10 protein-coding genes and 1 riboswitch are annotated in these 18257 nt (G+C 62.5%); of the genes, 7 read left to right on the plus strand and 3 right to left on the minus strand.

Annotation, left to right across the window (positions count from 1 at the left end; translation table 11 throughout):
- Positions 1 to 11 precede the first annotated feature (11 nt).
- From HAHE_RS01775 to HAHE_RS01805, 7 genes are all read left to right on the plus strand, one after another.
- Positions 12 to 1472 carry a DUF1501 domain-containing protein gene (locus tag HAHE_RS01775; protein ID WP_338688069.1) on the plus strand — a complete coding sequence of 487 codons (1461 nt, stop codon included), beginning with the start codon at positions 12 to 14 and terminating at the stop codon, positions 1470 to 1472.
- Positions 1469 to 4552, plus strand: coding sequence for a PSD1 and planctomycete cytochrome C domain-containing protein (locus tag HAHE_RS01780; protein WP_338688071.1), 3084 nt, complete (start codon positions 1469 to 1471; stop codon positions 4550 to 4552). Before HAHE_RS01775 ends, HAHE_RS01780 begins: the two co-directional genes overlap by 4 nt.
- Before the next feature lie 7 nt (positions 4553 to 4559).
- On the plus strand, positions 4560 to 5990 hold the full coding sequence (locus tag HAHE_RS01785; RefSeq protein WP_338688072.1) for a DUF1501 domain-containing protein: 1431 nt from the start codon (positions 4560 to 4562) through the stop codon (positions 5988 to 5990).
- A 46-nt stretch (positions 5991 to 6036) separates the two neighbouring features.
- A riboswitch (TPP riboswitch) is annotated at positions 6037 to 6150 on the plus strand.
- A gap of 51 nt (positions 6151 to 6201) precedes the next feature.
- Entirely contained in the window at positions 6202 to 8253 is a 2052-nt protein-coding gene (thiC, locus tag HAHE_RS01790; protein ID WP_338688073.1) for a phosphomethylpyrimidine synthase ThiC, read from the plus strand.
- Positions 8254 to 8332: 79 nt separating this feature from the next.
- On the plus strand, positions 8333 to 8785 hold the full coding sequence (gene parS / locus HAHE_RS01795) for a type II RES/Xre toxin-antitoxin system antitoxin (RefSeq protein WP_338688074.1): 453 nt from the start codon (positions 8333 to 8335) through the stop codon (positions 8783 to 8785).
- Positions 8772 to 9218 (plus strand): RES family NAD+ phosphorylase, encoded by a 447-nt coding sequence (locus HAHE_RS01800; protein ID WP_338688076.1) that lies wholly within the window; start codon positions 8772 to 8774, stop codon positions 9216 to 9218. The genes parS and HAHE_RS01800 overlap by 14 nt, the downstream gene beginning before the upstream one ends.
- A 178-nt stretch (positions 9219 to 9396) precedes the next feature.
- A complete protein-coding gene (locus HAHE_RS01805) occupies positions 9397 to 14193 on the plus strand; it encodes a cadherin repeat domain-containing protein (RefSeq protein WP_338688078.1) in 4797 nt (1598 codons plus the stop codon).
- A gap of 58 nt (positions 14194 to 14251) precedes the next feature.
- Here HAHE_RS01805 and eno read toward each other — a convergent pair whose 3' ends face one another.
- From eno to HAHE_RS01820, 3 genes are all read right to left on the minus strand, one after another.
- Positions 14252 to 15550 (minus strand): phosphopyruvate hydratase, encoded by a 1299-nt coding sequence (eno, locus tag HAHE_RS01810; protein ID WP_338688079.1) that lies wholly within the window; start codon positions 15548 to 15550, stop codon positions 14252 to 14254.
- Between the two features lie 12 nt (positions 15551 to 15562).
- Positions 15563 to 17401, minus strand: coding sequence for a GreA/GreB family elongation factor (locus HAHE_RS01815; RefSeq protein WP_338688080.1), 1839 nt, complete (start codon positions 17399 to 17401; stop codon positions 15563 to 15565).
- A gap of 67 nt (positions 17402 to 17468) precedes the next feature.
- Positions 17469 to 18257 carry a PDZ domain-containing protein gene (locus tag HAHE_RS01820; protein WP_338688081.1) on the minus strand — a complete coding sequence of 263 codons (789 nt, stop codon included), beginning with the start codon at positions 18255 to 18257 and terminating at the stop codon, positions 17469 to 17471.

Consider the following 18257-nt stretch of genomic DNA (forward strand, 5'->3'; position numbering starts at 1 on the left):
CACAGAGCTCCATGAACTCCATTTTCGACTACAACTCCGCGATCAACCGCCGCCAGTTCTTCCGCAAGAACGGCACCGGCCTCGGCGTCGCCGCGCTCTCGTCACTGATGGCCCGCAGCGGTCTCGGCAGCTCCTCGCCGATGCCCGACCTCTCGTCGGTCCAGCACTTCGCGCCCAAGGCAAAGCGGGCGATCTACATCTCGCTCATCGGCGCGCCGTCGCAGATCGACCTCTTCGACTACAAGCCCGAGCTCAAGAAGCGCTTCAAGGAAGACCTCAAGGACTACCTCGCGAAGCAGGGCGAGCGGCTCACCGGCATGACCTCCGGCCAGGCCGCGTTCCCGCTGGCACCCTCGATCTTCAAGTTCGCGCAGCACGGTCAGTCCGGCGCGTGGATTTCCGAGCTGCTGCCATGGACCGCGAAGATGGCTGACGACCTCTGCATCGTGAAGTCGATGCACACCGAGGCGATCAACCACGAGCCCGCGAACCAATTGGTCTACACCGGCTCGATGCAGTCCGGAAAGGCGTCCATCGGCTCATGGCTCTCCTACGGTCTCGGCAGTATGAACGAAGACCTGCCGACCTTCGTGGTGCTGCACGCGACCCACAGCTCCCCCTACGCCAATGTCCAGGCGATCTCCGCACGCCTGTGGGGATCCGGATACCTCCCCGGCAAGCACGCCGGTGTCGCCTTCCGCTCGAAGGGAGACCCGGTGCTCTACCTCAAGGACAACCCGGGCATCTCCCGCGAACTGCGCCGCTCGATGCTCGACGGCCTGAACGCGATGAACCAGCGGTCGTACGAGGCCGTCGGCGACCCGTCCATCCAGACGCGCATCCAGCAGTACGAGATGGCCTTCCGCATGCAGGCCAGCGTGCCGGAGCTCGCCGACATGTCGGGCGAACCGGAGCACATCCACCAGCTCTACGGCGAGGACAGCAAGACGCGCGGCACGTTCGCCAATTCCGCACTCATGGCACGCAGGCTTATCGAACGCGGCACACGCTTCGTGCAGATCTTCCACCGCGGCTGGGACCAGCACGGCAACCTTCCGCGTGACCTGACCTCGCAGTGCAAGGACGTCGACCAGGGCATCTACGGACTGGTGCAGGATCTCAAACAACGCGGCATGCTAGAGGACACCTTGGTCGTTTTTGGCGGCGAGTTTGGCCGCACCGTTTACTGCCAAGGCGGTCTGAGCGAAACCAACTACGGCCGCGATCACCATCCCCGTTGCTTCTCACTGTGGCTTGCGGGAGGCGGCATCAAGGGCGGCCAGGTCTACGGCGAAACCGACGACATGAGCTACAACATCGTCGAGAATCCCGTCCACATCCGCGACCTGCACGCGACCATCCTGGACCGCCTCGGACTCGACCACAACCGGTTGAGCTACAAGTTCCAAGGCCTCGACCAACGCCTCACCGGTGTGGTCCCGGCAAAGGTCGTGAAGGACATCTGCGCATGACCTTCCGACTCCGTTCCATCCTCCTTCCTCTCGCGGCTCTTCCGACATTCGTCGGCGGCGCGCCGCTCGGATTCAATCAGGACATCCGTCCGATCCTGTCCGAGAAGTGCATCGCCTGCCACGGGCCGGACGAGAAAAAGCGGGAGTCGGATCTGCGCCTCGACACGCCCGAGGGTGCCTACGCCGCACTCAAGGAAGGCGACGGATACGCGATCGTTCCGGGCAAGCCTGAGGACTCCGCGGTGATCAAACGAATCCTTTCCAAGGATCATGACATCGTCATGCCTCCACCCCACTTCCACAAGGAAGTGACGGAGGAAGAACTCGCGATCCTCAAGCAATGGATCCGCGAAGGAGCCGAATACGAGGCCCATTGGTCCTACACGCCGCTCGAACGGCCCGGAGTCCCCAAGCCGGAGCGGCACGCGGACCGGGTCGCCAATCCGATCGACGCCTTCGTTCTGAAGAAACTGGAAGCGGCCGGCATCGAGCCATCACCCCTGGCCACGGAAGAGGAACTTTCCCGGCGTCTCCACCTCGATCTGATCGGGCTACCTCCGTCACCCGGAAATCCGATCGAGCCCGACCAGGTGATCGACGCCTGTCTGTCGAATCCCGCGTATGGCGAGCGCATGGCGGTGCCGTGGCTCGACGTCGCCCGCTTCGCCGACACCGTCGGCTACCACGGTGACCAGAACCAACGGATCTTTCCCTACCGCGACTACGTCATCCGTAGTTTCAACTCGAACAAGCCGTTCGACGAGTTCGTCATCGAACAACTTGCCGGCGATCTTCTTCCCGACGCGACCGACGAACAGCACATCGCCAGCGGCTTCAACCGCTTGAATCTCGTCACGCGCGAGGGCGGTGCCCAATCGAAGGAGTATTTCAAGAAGTATGCCGCCGACCGGGTCCGGGCGGTCGGCGCCGCCTTTCTCGGACAGACAACCGGTTGTGCCGAGTGCCACGACCACAAGTACGATCCGATCAGCCAGAAGGACTTCTACTCGCTCGCGGCGTTCTTCGACGACGTCCAACAATGGGGTGTCTACAACGGCTATGTCGGCGGCACGAAATACAACGGCAACAACGACGCCTACACGCCGGAACGCATCGTCCGTTCGGAGTCATTGTTGAACCAACTCTCCGGTTTGCAGACAGCCGCGGTGGAGATTCTCGCGGCCCACGCCGTGGAGGATCCGGATCGCGATCGCAAACTTTCCGAACTCCGCGATTTCGCCGCCCGGAATCCGGATGGCTGGCAGGTACTGGCACCCGGCGATGCGCGCACCAGCGGAAAGACCGGCGCCGAACTTATTGCGGACGATTCCACCGTCCGGTTCATTGGCCCGGCCGATCCCAAAGAACGGACAGAGGTCGATTTCCCGCTCGGAGCGGGATCGATCGGCAGCATCCGATTGGAGGCGCTTCCCGATCCGGCCAATGGCGGCGCCGTCGGCCGTGACAAGGGTGGACATTTCACCCTGAAGCCCCAGCTGCAGCTCATCCGTCCCGGAGAGAAGCCACTCGACCTCAAGATCCGCTGGGCACAGGCGGACCTCGATCGGGAGCACGGCTTTGCCGGTGGGCTCGAACACGGTGACCGCAACCGCAACGACCTCGACCCCAAGGCGGGATGGCAATCCGCGCCGAAACCCGGCTACGAGGGACCGGACTCGCTCACCCAACGTACCCAAACCGCGGTCTTCTGCCTCGACCAACCTTTGGCAGCCGAATCCGGCGCCACCCTCCGGGTCATTCTCGGGAGCAACACCGCCCGTCTGATCCGTGTTTCGCAGTCACCCGTGCTCGACCCGTCACCCGGCATGGACGCGTTCACGGCCCCTTTCCTGCATTCCCTCGAATCCGACGATCAGGGAAGCAATGCTGCCTACCATCTGTGCTTCACTCCGACGACCAAGCTGCCCACCGAATCCCAGCAGTTACTCGACCGGATCCGCGACTGCCGCTCGGGCTGGACGCGCACACTGGTCACGGTGTCGATCGAAAAGCCCGAGTTCCCGACCCGCGTCCTGCCCCGCGGCGACTGGCAGAACGACTCGGGCGAACTCGTGGACCCCGCGGTCTTTTCCTTCCTGCCATCCGAGTCGGTTCCAACTGACCGGAAACTCAATCGGCTCGACCTCGCCCGTTGGGTTGTTGCCGATGAGAACCCGCTGACCGCCCGGCACTTCGTCAACCGTCTTTGGAAACAGTTCTTCGGCCGAGGGCTTTCCAACATCCTCGATGACCTCGGCGGACAAGGCGAACCGCCATCCCATCCGGAGCTGCTCGACTGGCTCGCGGTCGAGTTCCGCGAGTCGGGGTGGGACGTGCAGCACATCGTGAGGCTGATCGTCGGGTCGAACACCTACCGCCAGGCAGCGGCCCAGCGGGAAGACCTCGCCGAGGTCGATCCTTACAACCGACTGTTCGCCCAGCAGACCGGCCGGCGTCTCGATGCCGAGTTTATCCGCGACCAGGCACTGGCAGCGGCGGGACTGCTGGAGCGAGATCACATCGGTGGACCGTCGGTCCGGATCTACCAACCGGAGAACTACTACTCGAATCTGAACTTCCCGGTCCGCAACTACACCGCCCACCTCGACTCCCGCCAGCACCGCCGCTCGGTCTACGCGCACTGGCAACGGACGTTCCTGCTTCCGACGCTTGCCAACTTCGACGCGCCGGCGCGCGACGAATGCGCCGCCGACCGCCTGCAGGCAAACATCCCGCAGCAGGCTCTGACTCTCTTGAACGACCCGGTCTACGTCGAGGCGGCCCGGGGACTGGCAACCCGCGTCCTGACCGAGCTTCCAGCCGGCGGTGTCGATGAGAGAATCGACCGGATGTTCCGACTGCTACTCGCGAGATCCCCCGACGAGACCGAAAAGGAACGCCTCACCTCCTTCTTCGAAACCCAACTCACCCAGTTCAAGGACGGCACTGACGACGGGAACCTCTATCTTTCGATCGGAATCACCGATGCACCGGCGGCCCTGGACCGCGACGAGCTCGCCGCATGGAGCCAGACCGCCCGTCTGCTCCTCAATCTCCACGAAACCATCACCCGCTACTGATCCGACCATGTTCCTCCAACCGGACCACGCGCTCTCGATCAACCGGCGCACCTTTCTCCATCGCTCGTTCGCCGGCATCGGCGGGATGGCGATGGCGTCGCTGGCCCAGCGCTCCGGCGCCACCGAGTCGGCATGGCCGGGTGTCTTTGACGACATCAAGCACTTCGCTCCGAAGGCCAAACGGGTGATTCACCTGTGCATGGCGGGCGGGCCGTCGCACTTGGAGACCTTCGACTACAAGCCGGAACTCGCGAAACTCGACGGCAAGGCCTTCCCCGACTCGTTCACCGCCGGCCAACAACTCGCCCAGCTCCAGGGCAAGAAGCTGGTCGCGCTCGGGCCGGTGAAGGGTTTCCGCCAGCATGGCGAGTCGGGTCTTTGGATATCCGACTACTTCCCGCACCTCGCCGAGATCGCCGATGACCTGTGCATCATCAACTCGATGCGCACCGAGCAGATCAACCACGATCCGGCCCACGCCTTCATGAACACCGGCTCGATCGTCAAGGGCCGCCCGTCGATGGGTTCATGGATGCTCTACGGTCTGGGCGCCGAAACCGAGAACCTTCCGGGTTACATCGTACTCATTTCAAAGCCGCCGGGCGGCCGGAATCCCCAACCCGTCTCGTCGCGCCAGTGGTCGGCCGGTTTCCTTCCCAGCAAGTTCCAAGGCGTGCAGTTCCAGTCCACGGGCGACGCGGTCCACTTCATCGGCAATCCCGAAGGAATCTGCCAGTCGACCCAGCGTCAGATGATCGACGAGGTCAAAGCCTTCAACGGTCACCTGCGGAAATCGCGGATCGATCCGGAGATCGACACCCGCATCTCGCAGTATGAGATGGCTTTCCGCATGCAGGCATCCGTGCCGGAGCTCACTGACATGAGCGGCGAGTCTCAGCAGATCCTCGACATGTACGGCGTGGAAACACCCGGTGACGGCAGCTTCGGTTCGAACTGTCTGATGGCCCGCCGGATGCTCGAGCAAGGCGTTCGTTTCGTGCAGCTGTATCACCGTGGCTGGGACCACCACGGCGGCATCGAGAAATACATGGGCGTCTCGGCGCAATCGGCCGACCAGGCTTCGGCGGCCCTGATCAAGGATCTCAAGCAGCGCGGCATGCTTGAAGACACCCTGGTCATCTGGGGCGGCGAATTCGGCCGGACGCCGATGGGCCAGGGCAATGGCCGGGACCACCACATCAACGCGTTCTCCATTGCCCTCGCCGGCGGCGGAATCAAAGGCGGTGTCCAGTATGGCAAGACGGACGAACTCGGCTACGGTGTGGCCGAGAACGAGGTCACCGTCCACGACCTTCACGCCACGATGCTCCACCTCTGCGGCATCAACGACGCCCGATTCACCTACCAGTTCCAAGGCCTCGACTTCAAACTGAGCGGCGTCGAGCCGGCACGGGTGGTGAAGGACATCCTGGCCTAACGGGCGGGCCCCCACCTTGACTTCCCGCGGTGCCCCGCCACACTCTGTCCAACGACAGGGGTGTCCGGCGACCGGCGGGCCGAGATTTTCCGACGCGCGGGAAAGACCCTCCGAACCTGACGCGGGTCACGCCGCCGTAGGAAGTCGATCCCGTCCTCCTCAAAGCCGCGTGACTCACGCGGCTTTCTTCATTCCAACGACAGGCAATCCCATGATCTCTCCCGACTCCAAAGAACTGACGCCCGAGAACGCCCACCGCCGCGGCGATTACACCGGCAACTTCATCGAGGAAATCGACAACAGCGACGAGATCGCCGCGATCGAGAAGGACCCGACCGTCTTCCCCAACTCCTCCCGGGTCTACGTGAACGGAACGGTGCACCCGACCGTCCGCGTGCCGATGCGCGAGATCCGGCTTTCCGACACCGAGCACCCGAACGGCCGGACCGAACCGAATCCGCCGATCCGCGTTTATGACTGCTCCGGTCCGTGGGGTGATCCGTGCTTCGAGGGCGATGTGACCCAAGGCCTTCCCGCCTTGCGCCGCGACTGGATCCTCGGACGCGCCGATGTCGAGGAATACGACGGCCGGAATATCAAACCCGAGGACAACGGCTACATTTCCGATGCCCACGCGGAGAAATACAACGAGAACAAGGCGGCGAAGAACAAGCTGAAGGAATACCCGGGCCTCAAGCGAAAGCCTTTGCGCGCTTCGTCAGGCCATCCGGTGACCCAGCTTTGGTATGCCCGCCAGGGAGTCATCACTCCCGAGATGGAGTTCATCGCGATCCGCGAGAACATGGGCCGGATGGAGGAGTTCAAGACGATCTGTGACCGTTATCCGGATCCGCAAGACCTTCCCGATGACGCCTCCGAGCGCCTGAAGCAGCTCTGCGCGACGCCCGAGGGCTACAACATGCCCCGCCCGTCCGAGATCGACCCGCACCGGCAGGTGGCCCGCAACGCGATGAACCACCAGCACCCGGGCCAGGCCTACGGTGCGATGATCCCCAAGCTCATCACCCCCGAGTTCGTCCGCGATGAGGTCGCACGCGGCCGGGCCATCATCCCCGCCAATGTCAATCACCCGGAACTCGAACCGATGATCATCGGCCGCAACTTCCTCGTGAAGATCAACGCCAACATCGGCAACTCGGCGGTGGCATCGACCATCGACGAGGAGGTCGAGAAGATGCGCTGGGCGACGAAATGGGGCGCCGACACCGTGATGGATCTCTCCACCGGCAAGAACATCCACGCCACCCGCGAGTGGATCCTGCGCAACTCCCCCGTCCCGATCGGCACCGTGCCGATCTACCAGGCGCTTGAGAAGGTCAACGGCCGGATCGAGGACCTGAGCTGGGAACTGTTCCGCGACACGCTCATCGAACAGGCCGAGCAGGGCGTCGACTACTTCACGATCCACGCCGGCGTGCTGAAGCGCTTCGTCCCCCACACCGCCAAGCGCATGACCGGGATCGTGTCGCGCGGCGGATCGATCATGGCCAAGTGGTCGCTCCACCACGACGAGGAGAACTTCCTCTACACCCATTGGGACGAGATCTGCGACATCTGCGCCGCCTATGACGTCAGCTTCTCCATCGGAGACGGGCTGCGCCCCGGATCGATCGCCGACGCCAACGATTACGCCCAGCTCGCGGAACTCGAGATCCAGGGTGAGCTGACGCTCCGAGCGTGGGAGAAAGGCTGCCAGGTGATGAACGAAGGACCGGGACACGTTCCGCTGCACCTCATCCAGGAGAACATGCAGAAGCAGATCGAATGGTGCCACGAAGCGCCCTTCTACACGCTCGGCCCGCTGACGACGGACATTGCTCCGGGATACGACCACATCACCTCGGGTATCGGAGCGGCCAACATCGGTTGGTACGGCTGCGCGATGCTCTGCTACGTGACGCCCAAGGAACACCTCGGCCTCCCGAATCGCGACGATGTGCGCGAGGGAGTCATCACCTACAAGATCTCCGCCCACGCCGCCGATCTCGCCAAGGGCCATCCGGCCGCCCAGGAGCGCGACAACGCGATCTCCAAGGCGCGCTTCGAATTCCGATGGCGCGACCAGTTCGCCCTCGGTCTCGACCCGGCCCGGGCGATCAGCTTCCACGACGAGACCCTTCCCGCCGAAGGAGCCAAGTCCGCCCACTTCTGTTCGATGTGCGGACCGACCTTCTGCTCGATGAAGATCACCGCCGACGTCCGGAAGTACGCCGAGGAACACGGCTACGTGGAGAAGAGCTAGGCCTCGTCGGTTGGATCACTTGACACAACACATTCTCTCATTTGATTGACATCGGATGATCTGCGGCTAAGTTGATCCCATGAAATATGGTGATCCACCGGTCGTTCGCAGCCTGCTGCCCAAGCAAGACGAGGTGGGCACCTCCTCTCTTAGGGAAGGCCCCGCGGACTTGACGCCGATGGTTCTTCGGATCCGGGAAGGCCTGCCATTTGGTGAGTTTCATGCACTTCGCGCACTTCTGGCGATCCCTGAGGAAGAACTCGGCAGACTACTGGGGATCTCCCCCGCCACCCTGAACCGCCGAAAAAAGAGTCGGCATCTCGGCACCCCGGAGAGCGAGCGGGTGGTTCGTTTCGCCCGCCTGTTCGGCATCGCCATGGATGTTCTCGGCACCGAAGAAGCGGCCCGCGGGTGGCTGAAGACGGCGAACCCCGGCACCGCCGGCGAGTGTCCGCTCTCCTATGCCGACACCGAGTTCGGCGCCCGGGAGGTGGAGAATCTTCTCGGCAGGCTGGATCATGGCGTCTTCTGAAAAGCGAATCACCGCCTATCGGATCGTGGCCCCCCGATGGGTGGACACCGCCTTTTCCGGTGACGGCGCCCAGAAGTTCGGCGGCCGGTGGAATTCGCCTGGCCGACGCGTCGTCTATCTGGCCAACAGCAGGGCTCTGGCGGCGCTCGAAACCCTCGTGCATCTGACCACCCCCGGCAGCCGTGCGAAGGCATTCGTGATCATCCCGACTTCGATACCGATAACCGGAGTGATTTCTGCGGAAATCACAACCGAACCGCGGGCCACTGGCGATCCTTGGATCACCAACCGGCGCTCGCTCGCCCTCCGCGTTCCCTCGGCAATCGTTCCAGGGGAGTTCAACTTCCTGCTCAACCCTTCCCACCCGGATTTTTCGAAAATCGAGGCGGGAGACCCGCAACCATTCGGATTCGACGACCGGCTTTGGCCCTGAAGTCGCGACGGAACCTTGAGGACGGTCGCGACCCGATCCGCAACTTTGCGATTCGATGATGCGTACAAAAGCAACAGTCCTCGGGTTTTGGCAAAATGTGCACCGGTTTGACCTCGCCATCGTTCCGGGGGGTGTGGGAGTGTCGCGGTAAATCCCCAACCCCCTGCCCTCACTGGACATGCTCCGCCCCATTCTTGCCCTCACGGGTGCCTCCCTGCTGGCTTCGACCTCTTCCGCCCAAACCACCGCCAACTGGACCGGCAGCGCCGACCAGCAATGGCACAACTTCGTCAATTGGGACATCCTCACGGTTCCGAACAACGGTCCCGGCACCTATAACGCGTTCCTGGGCGGCGGTGCCGGTCTGGTGTTCGTCAATGCGAACACCACCATTGAGGACCTGACGACTCAAGTGGGCGCCGATCTCTCGATCAGCGACGGCTTCACGTTCACGATTCGGGATGTCGGCGACAACAACGGCGTCATCACTCTCGGAGGAAACATCAACATCTCCCGCTTCGCGTTCAACGACTCGTCCGGCGATCTCACGGTGCAACTCTCCGGCAACGGCACCATCAAACTAGACCACCCGAACGACCGCGTCGGCGGCGGCACGAACCACACGTTGGTGCATAGTGGCGGACACACGATCGAAGGCCACGGCTCGGTAGGAGAAAACGCGCTGAATTTCGAGAACTCCGGTTTCCTGATCGCCGACTCCCCCGGGAATCCCCTGATCCTCGATCCCTTCTCTTTCTTCAACAACGCAGGCTTCCTCTGGGCGTCCGGCGGCATCCTCCAGCTTCAGCCGGGCACCTACAGCAACACTGGCTTCGGAGAACTCAGGGTGGCCGATGCCTCGGAGATTCTGGTGAACGGAATCACCCTCAATGACGGAGCGATCGAGGTCCTTCAGACCAACGGCATCGCCAGTGACAACAAACTCACCATCAACGCCACCTCGACTTTCCGAAACATCCGCAACGAGGCGGCACTGACGGTTAACGATGGACGCACGCTCACCCTCACAGGAAGCGGCTTCACCAACAACGGGCCGGTCGTGCTCGCATCCAACGTCAACCTGACCCGCCTGAGTTTCACAGGCTCTCCCACGTCGGAGATCAAGCTGGACGGCAACGGCACGATCTTCCTCGATCACGCCCTCGACGAGGTCGGCGGATCCACCAACCACACGCTCACCCTCGACTCGCCTCACGATATCGTCGGCGGCGGAAGAATCGGGGCGAACGCCCTCAACGTCGTCAACCGAAGTACCGTTTCGGCAACCAACGGATCGGTCCCGTTGGTCATCGATCCGTTTTCCACGTGGCATAACGACGGCGGGGTCCTCTCGGCGTATGGCGGCGCGACCGCGCTGCTCAACCCGGGAAACTACACCTGCCTCAACGCGGGGCGGTTCCTGATCGGCGACGGCTCGACGCTTGAGCTGAACGGCATCACCGCCTTCGACCCGGTATTCGACGTCGACAACGCCGACCCGGACCCCCTCAACCACCTTGTCCGGGTCACGGCGACTTCCATCTTCAATTCGGGAACCTGCGATGCGGTGATCCGGGTCGACGACGGACGCACGCTGACCCTCCAGGAGGACATATTCACCCACAGCACGGAGATCCACTTGGATGCCGTGACCAATTTCAGCACTCTCTCGATCAATGGCGGCGGTGACCTGACCATGGAGTTGGCGGGCACCGGCACTCTGTTTCTCGACGACCCGCTTGACCAGTTGACCGGCGGCACCAATCACACCCTGATCCACAACGCCAGCCATCGGATCGAGGGATTCGGAAGACTGGGTACGAACGCCCTGAACATCATCAACCGGGGGACGATCGAGAACGGAGTCGGCGGTCAAATGCTTGATATCGACCCGTTTGTCAGCTTCACCAACGACGGCGGCACCACAACCGCATCGAACGGAGCGACGAACCGCTTCTTCTCGGGGAGCTATGCGGTCGCCAACGGTGGTCGTTTCATCATCGGTGACGGGTCGACCTACGATCTTCGCGGCGGAACGTGGACCGACCTCACGTTCGAAGCGGACGACCTCGACGCGAACCCCGACAACCACATGCTTGATGTGAACGCATCAATGACCTTCGACCGGATCGTCAGCGATGTCACCACAACGGTCGCGGATGGCCTGACACTGACCCTCGACGAGTCATTCACCAACAACCGCACTGTCCATCTTCAAGGTTTGACCAACAACAGCTCGCTCAATTTCTCGGATCCGACGGACCTTTTCGTCGAACTGAACGGAACCGGAAGCATCATCCTCGATTCTCCAACGGACCGCGTGACCGGCCCCACCAATCACACTCTCGTCCAGGGACCGGACCATGAGATCCGCGGAGGCGGCCAGATCGGCACCAACGGCCTGAACATCGTCAACCGGGGATTGATCCTCGCGGAGTTGCCCGGAACAGACCTCCTGATCGATCCCTTTGTCACGTTCCTGAATGACGGCGGCAGCCTGCACGCGGGACCCTCCACTTCCGTCCGCCTTGGCGCAGGATCCTATTCGGTCGCCAACGGCGGCACCTATTCCGTAGGCGAGGATGCCGGATTCGTCTTCCAGGGAATCACCATGTCCGACCTCACGCTTTCGGCGGACGACACCGACTTTGACCCGCTCGACCACCACGGAACGATCGTCAACACATCGACCTTCGAGCGCGTGACGAACGAACTGGCGCTTGAGATCAACGACGGCATCAGCCTGACGCTCTTGGGAGGCGACTTCATCAACAACAACCGCGTCAGTCCACTCGCCGGGTCCAACCCCAGCACCATTTCGATCAACGGCACGGGTTCGGGCAACGAGGTCGGCGTTCTCGGCACCGGTGAGATCCTGCTCGACCACCCTCTCGACACCATCACCGGACAAACCAACCACCTCCTCGTCCATGGTCCGGACCACACGATCACCGGTTTCGGCAGACTCGGCCTGAACAGCATCGATATCGTGAACAAAGGGCAGATCGTCTCAGCATCGGCGGGACAGACCCTCGACCTCAGTCCGCGATCCACATTCACCAACGATGGAGGGCTGCTTCATGCGGTCGACAATGCGGCCATCCACTTTTTCCAAGGTACCTACCGCTCTCAGAATTCAGGCGTTTACTCGGTGGCCGAGGACGCCCTGTTCGAACTCAGCAGTGTCATCCTCGAGGATCTGACCCTGCACGCCGACAATACCGTCGGCACCTACGAGAACCACTTTGCCAACGTTTCCGCGGCAAGCACCTTCCGGCGGATCACGAACGAGCTGGCAGTCAGTGTGAACGACGGACTCACTCTGACCCTCGATGGCGGTGACTTCACCAACCACGGCGGCGTACATCTCGACGCGAACGTCAATCTCTGCAGCCTCTCCATCAACGGAACCGGAGTTGGCAACGAAATCACGGTCAAGGGCACCGGCGCCATTTTCCTCGACCATCCGAACGACCGGATCACCGGACAGATCAATCACCTCCTCGTTCAGGGAGCGGGGCACCGTATCGAAGGGTCCGGCTCCATCGGAACCAACAGCATCTACTTCCGCAACGAAGGGCTGGTGGATGCCAACCGGCCGGCAGAGAGCCTCAACTTCGACCTGCGGGGCGGATCGCTGGAGAACCGCGGCACGTTGCAGGCGACGAACGGAGGGACTCTTGCGACCGTCGAGCCGATCTCCGACATCAACGGCACCATCTTCGCGGGTGCCACGAGCCTGATCGATGTGAACGGAACGGTGACCCAGAACTCCGGCACCACAGCCGTCGACGGCACTCTGGAAGCCACATCGCTCTCTCTCGACCAGTCGCTTCTCAAGGGCACCGGTCTCGTCGACTGCCCGACCGACGCGACCTTCTCCTCGGTGACCCCGGGGAACTCCACCGGCACGCTTTCCATCGGCGGCACCACCACTCTTGGCGTCGGCACTTCGCTCGGGATCGAGGTTGCCGCCACCTTGGACCACGATGTTCTCACCGTGACCTCGGGAGTCCTCCAATTGACAGGCTCGACCTTGCGCCTCGACTACCTCGGCGGCCCGACCGATGTCCTGGCGACCGACACCCTGACCGTCGTAACCGCCGCCGGCGGAGTCAACGGGGTCTTCGTGAACATTGGTGACGGCGAGCGGCTCTACACGGTCGATGGTGTCGCCAGCTTCATCGTCAACTACCTGCCGAACTCGATCACCTTGACGGACTTCATCTACGATCCGAACGGACCTCCGAACCAACCGCCGGTTTACACCGCGTTCGTCGAGAATCTGAATCTCGACGAGAACACGCCTGTCGGGACACTGGTCACGACCTTCCATGCCTACGACCCGGAAGGAGCGATCATCGAATACTCGATCGGCACCCCGTCCGTCCCGTTCTCGATCGACCCGGTCAACGGCGAACTGCGCGTTTCCGGAGCTCTCAATCACGAGGTGCAATCGAGTCATCTCATTACCATCCGGGCCTTCGACAACCTCAACTACTCGGACATCGTCCTGACCGTCGATCTCAACGATCTGATCGACACCAACGAAGAGATCACCGAGTCGCTACTGACCGAAGTCGGGGGACCGTTCGAAGGAGAAACAGACCCGGCGATCATCGCCTACGACGCCGACCCCGATCAGGACGGCAGAATCAACCTGTTCGAGCTGTGGCTCGCCACGGATCCTGCCGTCGCCGACCTGCCGACTCCCTTCCTCCTCGAGCCGGTCGATGTCTCCGGGTCGGATCACGGTTCGATCACCGTGGTCGTCGATGGCGATGTCGAGGACCTGCTCGACGTCCGGGTTGAGTTCTCGTTCGATCTCACCCTGTGGCGCGACGCCACCGCCAACCGCTTCCTCGTTTCGAGTTCCCCACCGCTCCGCACGCTGCGGTTCACCGACACCGTGCCGCTCGGGCCCGCCCGGAGATTCTTCGTCAGATTCCGTGCCGAGCCCGACGCCGAGAAGTAGACACAAAAAAGGCCCGCCGGAACCATCCGGCGGACCTTTGTGAGAATCACTTGCGAGCTCAGCTACCGGCCTTGAATTTGCCGGTGCCGTAAACCGCGTCGTTGCCGAGTTCCTCCTCGATGCGGAGCAACTGGTTGTACTTCGCGATCCGGTCGGAGCGGCTCATCGAGCCGGTCTTGATCTGGCCGCAGTTGGTCGCCACGGCAAGATCGGCGATCGTGTTGTCCTCGGTCTCGCCGGAACGGTGGCTCATGACCGCGGTGTAGCGGTTCTCCTTGGCCAGTTCGACGGCATCGAAAGTCTCGGTCAGGGAGCCGATCTGATTCACCTTCACCAGGATCGAGTTGGCGACGCCGAGGTCGATCCCCTTCTGGAGGAAGTCGACGTTGGTGACGAAGAGGTCGTCGCCAACCAACTGGATCTTGTCGCCAACCTTGTCGGTCAGGGCCTTCCAGCCATCCCAGTCGTTCTCGTCGCAGCCGTCCTCGATCGAGTCGATCGGGTACTTCTCGCAAAGCTCGGCGAGGTAGGCCGCTTGTTCTTGAGAGCCGCGCTTGGCACCGCCTTCGCCTTCGAACTTGGCGTAGTTGTAAACGCCGTCCTCGAAGAACTCGGAAGAAGCGCAGTCGAGGGCGAACTTGATGTCATCCCCCACCTTGTAGCCGGCCTTCTCGACCGCCAGCGAGATGGTGTCGAGAGCGTCCTCGGTACCGCTGAAGGTCGGCGCGAAGCCACCTTCGTCGCCAACCGCGGTGCTGAGGCCACGGTCGTGGAGAACCTTCTTGAGGCTGTGGAAGACTTCGGCACCCATTCGGATCGCCTCGCTGAATGTCGGAGCGCCCACCGGACGGATCATGAATTCCTGGAAGGCGATCGGCGCGTCGGAGTGTGAGCCACCATTGATGATGTTCATCATCGGCACCGGAAGCACCTTCGCGTTCGGGCCGCCGAGGTACTTGTAGAGCGGCAGGCCGCAGGCTTCGGCAGCGGCCTTGGCGACCGCCATCGAGACACCGAGAATCGCATTCGCACCGATCTCACCCTTGTTGCGGGTGCCGTCGATGGCCTGCATCGCGGCATCGATCGACGCCTGGTCGGTCGCCAGCATGCCGCACAGAGCGGGCGCGAGCTTCGTGTTGACGTTCTCGACGGCTTTGAGCACGCCCTTGCCGAGATAGCGGGACTTGTCGCCGTCGCGGAGTTCGTGGGCCTCGTGCTCGCCCGTCGACGCGCCACTCGGAACAGCGGCGCGGCCGCGCACGCCGCAGTCGAGGATGACGTCGACTTCGACAGTCGGATTGCCGCGCGAATCGATGATCTCGCGGCCGCGGATTTCAACAATGGTCGTATGGTCCATGATAAGAATGATTCAGGGGTTGTAAGCCTTGATTTCGTCCACCGTCCACGACTCCATCAGATCGGTGTCGTGGTTGCGGAACTCGACCGAATCGCCCGGCTTGGCCCCGAGCAGGGCGGCACCGGTCTCGGACAGATAGGATACGAGGTTCTTTTCCGGATCGGAATCCCATGCGCCAAGCACACTGTATGTCACCTTGGCACCGTCGCTCGCCCGGGTCATCGACACAACCGTGCCGATGTTGACCGCAGACGGGTCGGCTCCCTTGAAATCACTGCCTCGTGCGAGGTCGACCTCGCGTTCCAGCTCGCCCTTCCGACGCATCAGGACCTTCTGCATGTCCTTGGCGGACTTGTATTCGAAGTTCTCCCGAAGGTCGCCGTAGGAGCGGGCGATCGCGATATCCTTGGTGTTCTGGGGAATCCGGTTGCGGATGAGGTCGTCGAGTTCGGCCTGCTTGCGTTCCAAGCTTTCCCACGAGACGACCAGATTCTCGACCTTCTTCTTGGTATCACCGCTCACCAGTTCGCCGGTTTCAGGGCGGGCCTTGATGATCCGAGCCATCAGTGACTTGCGGTCGAGATCACTGAAAACCGGACACTCCATGAGGCGTCGGCCGAAGTTGCGCGCCTCGGTGGCACCCATCGTGTTGACGATGTCGGCGAGCAACTTCTTGTCATCGCTCAGCAGACTCTGAAGCCGGGTCGTGGTCCGCGGGCCATCGGCAAGGTGGTCGGTCTCGAGCAGGTTCAGGATCGCCGCGCCGACCTCGGGGCCGAACACATTCGCCGCCATGCCCTTCCGTTCGCGGGCCACCCAGATCAGGGCGTCCGGACCAAGATCGCGACGCGCCAGAGCGGCACGGATGTATTCCTCGAGGTCCGCGATCTTCTCCTTCTCGTGAATCAGCTTGGCGATCTCCGCGACGCCGCGGGTTCCCACCTGGTCGAAGATGCCGGTGATCATGGCGACCCAGCGATCTTCGAAGGCCTCCGGAAAGACTTCGAATACGGCACGCTGGCGGGCCGTCGAGAGACCGCCGATCTCGTCGCCGAGCCGACCTTCCTCGGCCAACAGCACGTTGGAAAGGCGGAGAGCATCCGCTGCCAGTTCCAGCTCCTTCAGAGCTCCGATGACTTCGTCACGGATCGAAAGCAATTCGATCGCGGGACCGAGCTGCAAACGGGTGCCCTTCTTCGCCGCCTCGTCGACCTGATCGATCACCGGCTTCAGCGGTTCGGCATCCTTCTTGAACAGGGAGATGTCCGAAGAGATCGCTTCGAGGGCCTTGCACATCGCCTTCAGATCGCGGGCGTCGGCGAAGTCGGCCAACAGGGCCTCGGCCGGGGTGAGGTCCCCTTCACGCAGGTTCAGCGATTCGGTTCGACGGGCCGGGACGATCACCCGCTTGCTCTCGCGCAAGGCACGCTTGGCTCCCTCCCACCACTTCTTGAACTTCTCCTCGGGAACGATCGCGCCGGATACCTGCTTCTCCATGGCGTCGACCGTCATCGAGCCGCCATGACTCTCGAGCATGAACACGACGAGTCCGACCGGATCACTGGTGGCCAACTCGCGGAGGTGCTCGATCTCCTCGACCTTCTTCGCGCGGAAGTCATCGGCCTCCAACGGCGACAGCTTCTGAAGCGCGAACTGGAGGTCCATCACCTGACCGTCGCGGCTCTCGAAGTCGATCGTCACCTTCTTGGCGGGGAGATCCCAGCTGACGACCTTTCCCGCACCCCAGGAATTGTGGAGGATGAACTGTCCCGGTGCGACCTGATCGAGGCGCTCGGCAAGAGCGTCGTTGATTTTCCCAGCTTCGATCAGTTTTTCCAGATCCGGATGCATCGGCGCGACGTTGCGAATCCGAACCGGAAAACGCAAGGCCCATCCGGGCATTTTCGGATCAAGTCCGTCAGCTGTCGGTCTTCCCCGGCGGAAGCACGACCCTTGGCCGGGGCGATCTCGGCTTCCAGCCGTCTCCCTTGGCCCGATGCATCGTCCGGAGCAGGGCTCCAACCGAGCAATTCCACTCTTCCGGCACGGCGAACTTGCCGTCCTTACGCAGCGGGCCGTCATACACGGTTTCCCCCTCCGCATCGACGATCAGGACTTGAGGCTCGTCCTCCTTGTAGTGGAGCTTGGCCACACTTCCGTCCTCACGGGTAACTTCAGCGGTGCGTTCGAGCGGGTAGACGATGGTCTTCGGCATTCCCGGAATGCCGGAAGGATAGAGCGGAATCTCGGCGGCGGGAATCTCCGCCAGCACCGGGGCCGGAGGGGCTTCCCCTAGCTCGATCGTCACTTTCTCGTGATGGCCCGCGCGGACCACCGAAAGCTCGACCTCATCCCCGGCCTTCCGCAACCGGAGAAGCGTGCCGAACTGCGCCTCGTTGATCAGCAGCTGGTCCTCAAGCTTCCAGAGCACGTCAAAACGCTGGAGACCCGCCTTCTCCGCAGGCCCGTCGGCCGTAACGGAGGTAATCAGGAACCCAACTCCTTCGGGAACGTCGCTGACGTGGGCGCGCATCGCACGCTCGAGTTTACCGACCTCCAGCCCGATCCACGGCATGGGTGGGCCGGGCTGTACCGGTGCCTTGATGGCACGGGGTTGGGGTGCGGGGGCATCCGCAGGTTCGTCCGCAACCAGCACCCCCGGCAGGCCGGTCAGGCTGAGCATCAGAAGACGTTGGAAAAGGTTCAT

Source organism: Haloferula helveola, from assembly GCF_037076345.1.
Lineage (GTDB): Bacteria > Verrucomicrobiota > Verrucomicrobiia > Verrucomicrobiales > Akkermansiaceae > Haloferula > Haloferula helveola.

Bases quoted from the DNA above. Each gene is read 5' to 3' on its own strand.
- HAHE_RS01775 (WP_338688069.1), top strand. From the start codon at position 12: ATGAACTCCATTTTCGACTACAACTCCGCGATCAACCGCCGCCAGTTC.
- HAHE_RS01780 (WP_338688071.1), top strand. From the start codon at position 1,469: ATGACCTTCCGACTCCGTTCCATCCTCCTTCCTCTCGCGGCTCTTCCG.
- HAHE_RS01785 (WP_338688072.1), top strand. From the start codon at position 4,560: ATGTTCCTCCAACCGGACCACGCGCTCTCGATCAACCGGCGCACCTTT.
- thiC (WP_338688073.1), top strand. From the start codon at position 6,202: ATGATCTCTCCCGACTCCAAAGAACTGACGCCCGAGAACGCCCACCGC.
- parS (WP_338688074.1), top strand. From the start codon at position 8,333: ATGAAATATGGTGATCCACCGGTCGTTCGCAGCCTGCTGCCCAAGCAA.
- HAHE_RS01800 (WP_338688076.1), top strand. From the start codon at position 8,772: ATGGCGTCTTCTGAAAAGCGAATCACCGCCTATCGGATCGTGGCCCCC.
- HAHE_RS01805 (WP_338688078.1), top strand. From the start codon at position 9,397: ATGCTCCGCCCCATTCTTGCCCTCACGGGTGCCTCCCTGCTGGCTTCG.
- eno (WP_338688079.1), bottom strand. From the start codon at position 15,550: ATGGACCATACGACCATTGTTGAAATCCGCGGCCGCGAGATCATCGAT.
- HAHE_RS01815 (WP_338688080.1), bottom strand. From the start codon at position 17,401: ATGCATCCGGATCTGGAAAAACTGATCGAAGCTGGGAAAATCAACGAC.
- HAHE_RS01820 (WP_338688081.1), bottom strand. From the start codon at position 18,257: ATGAACCTTTTCCAACGTCTTCTGATGCTCAGCCTGACCGGCCTGCCG.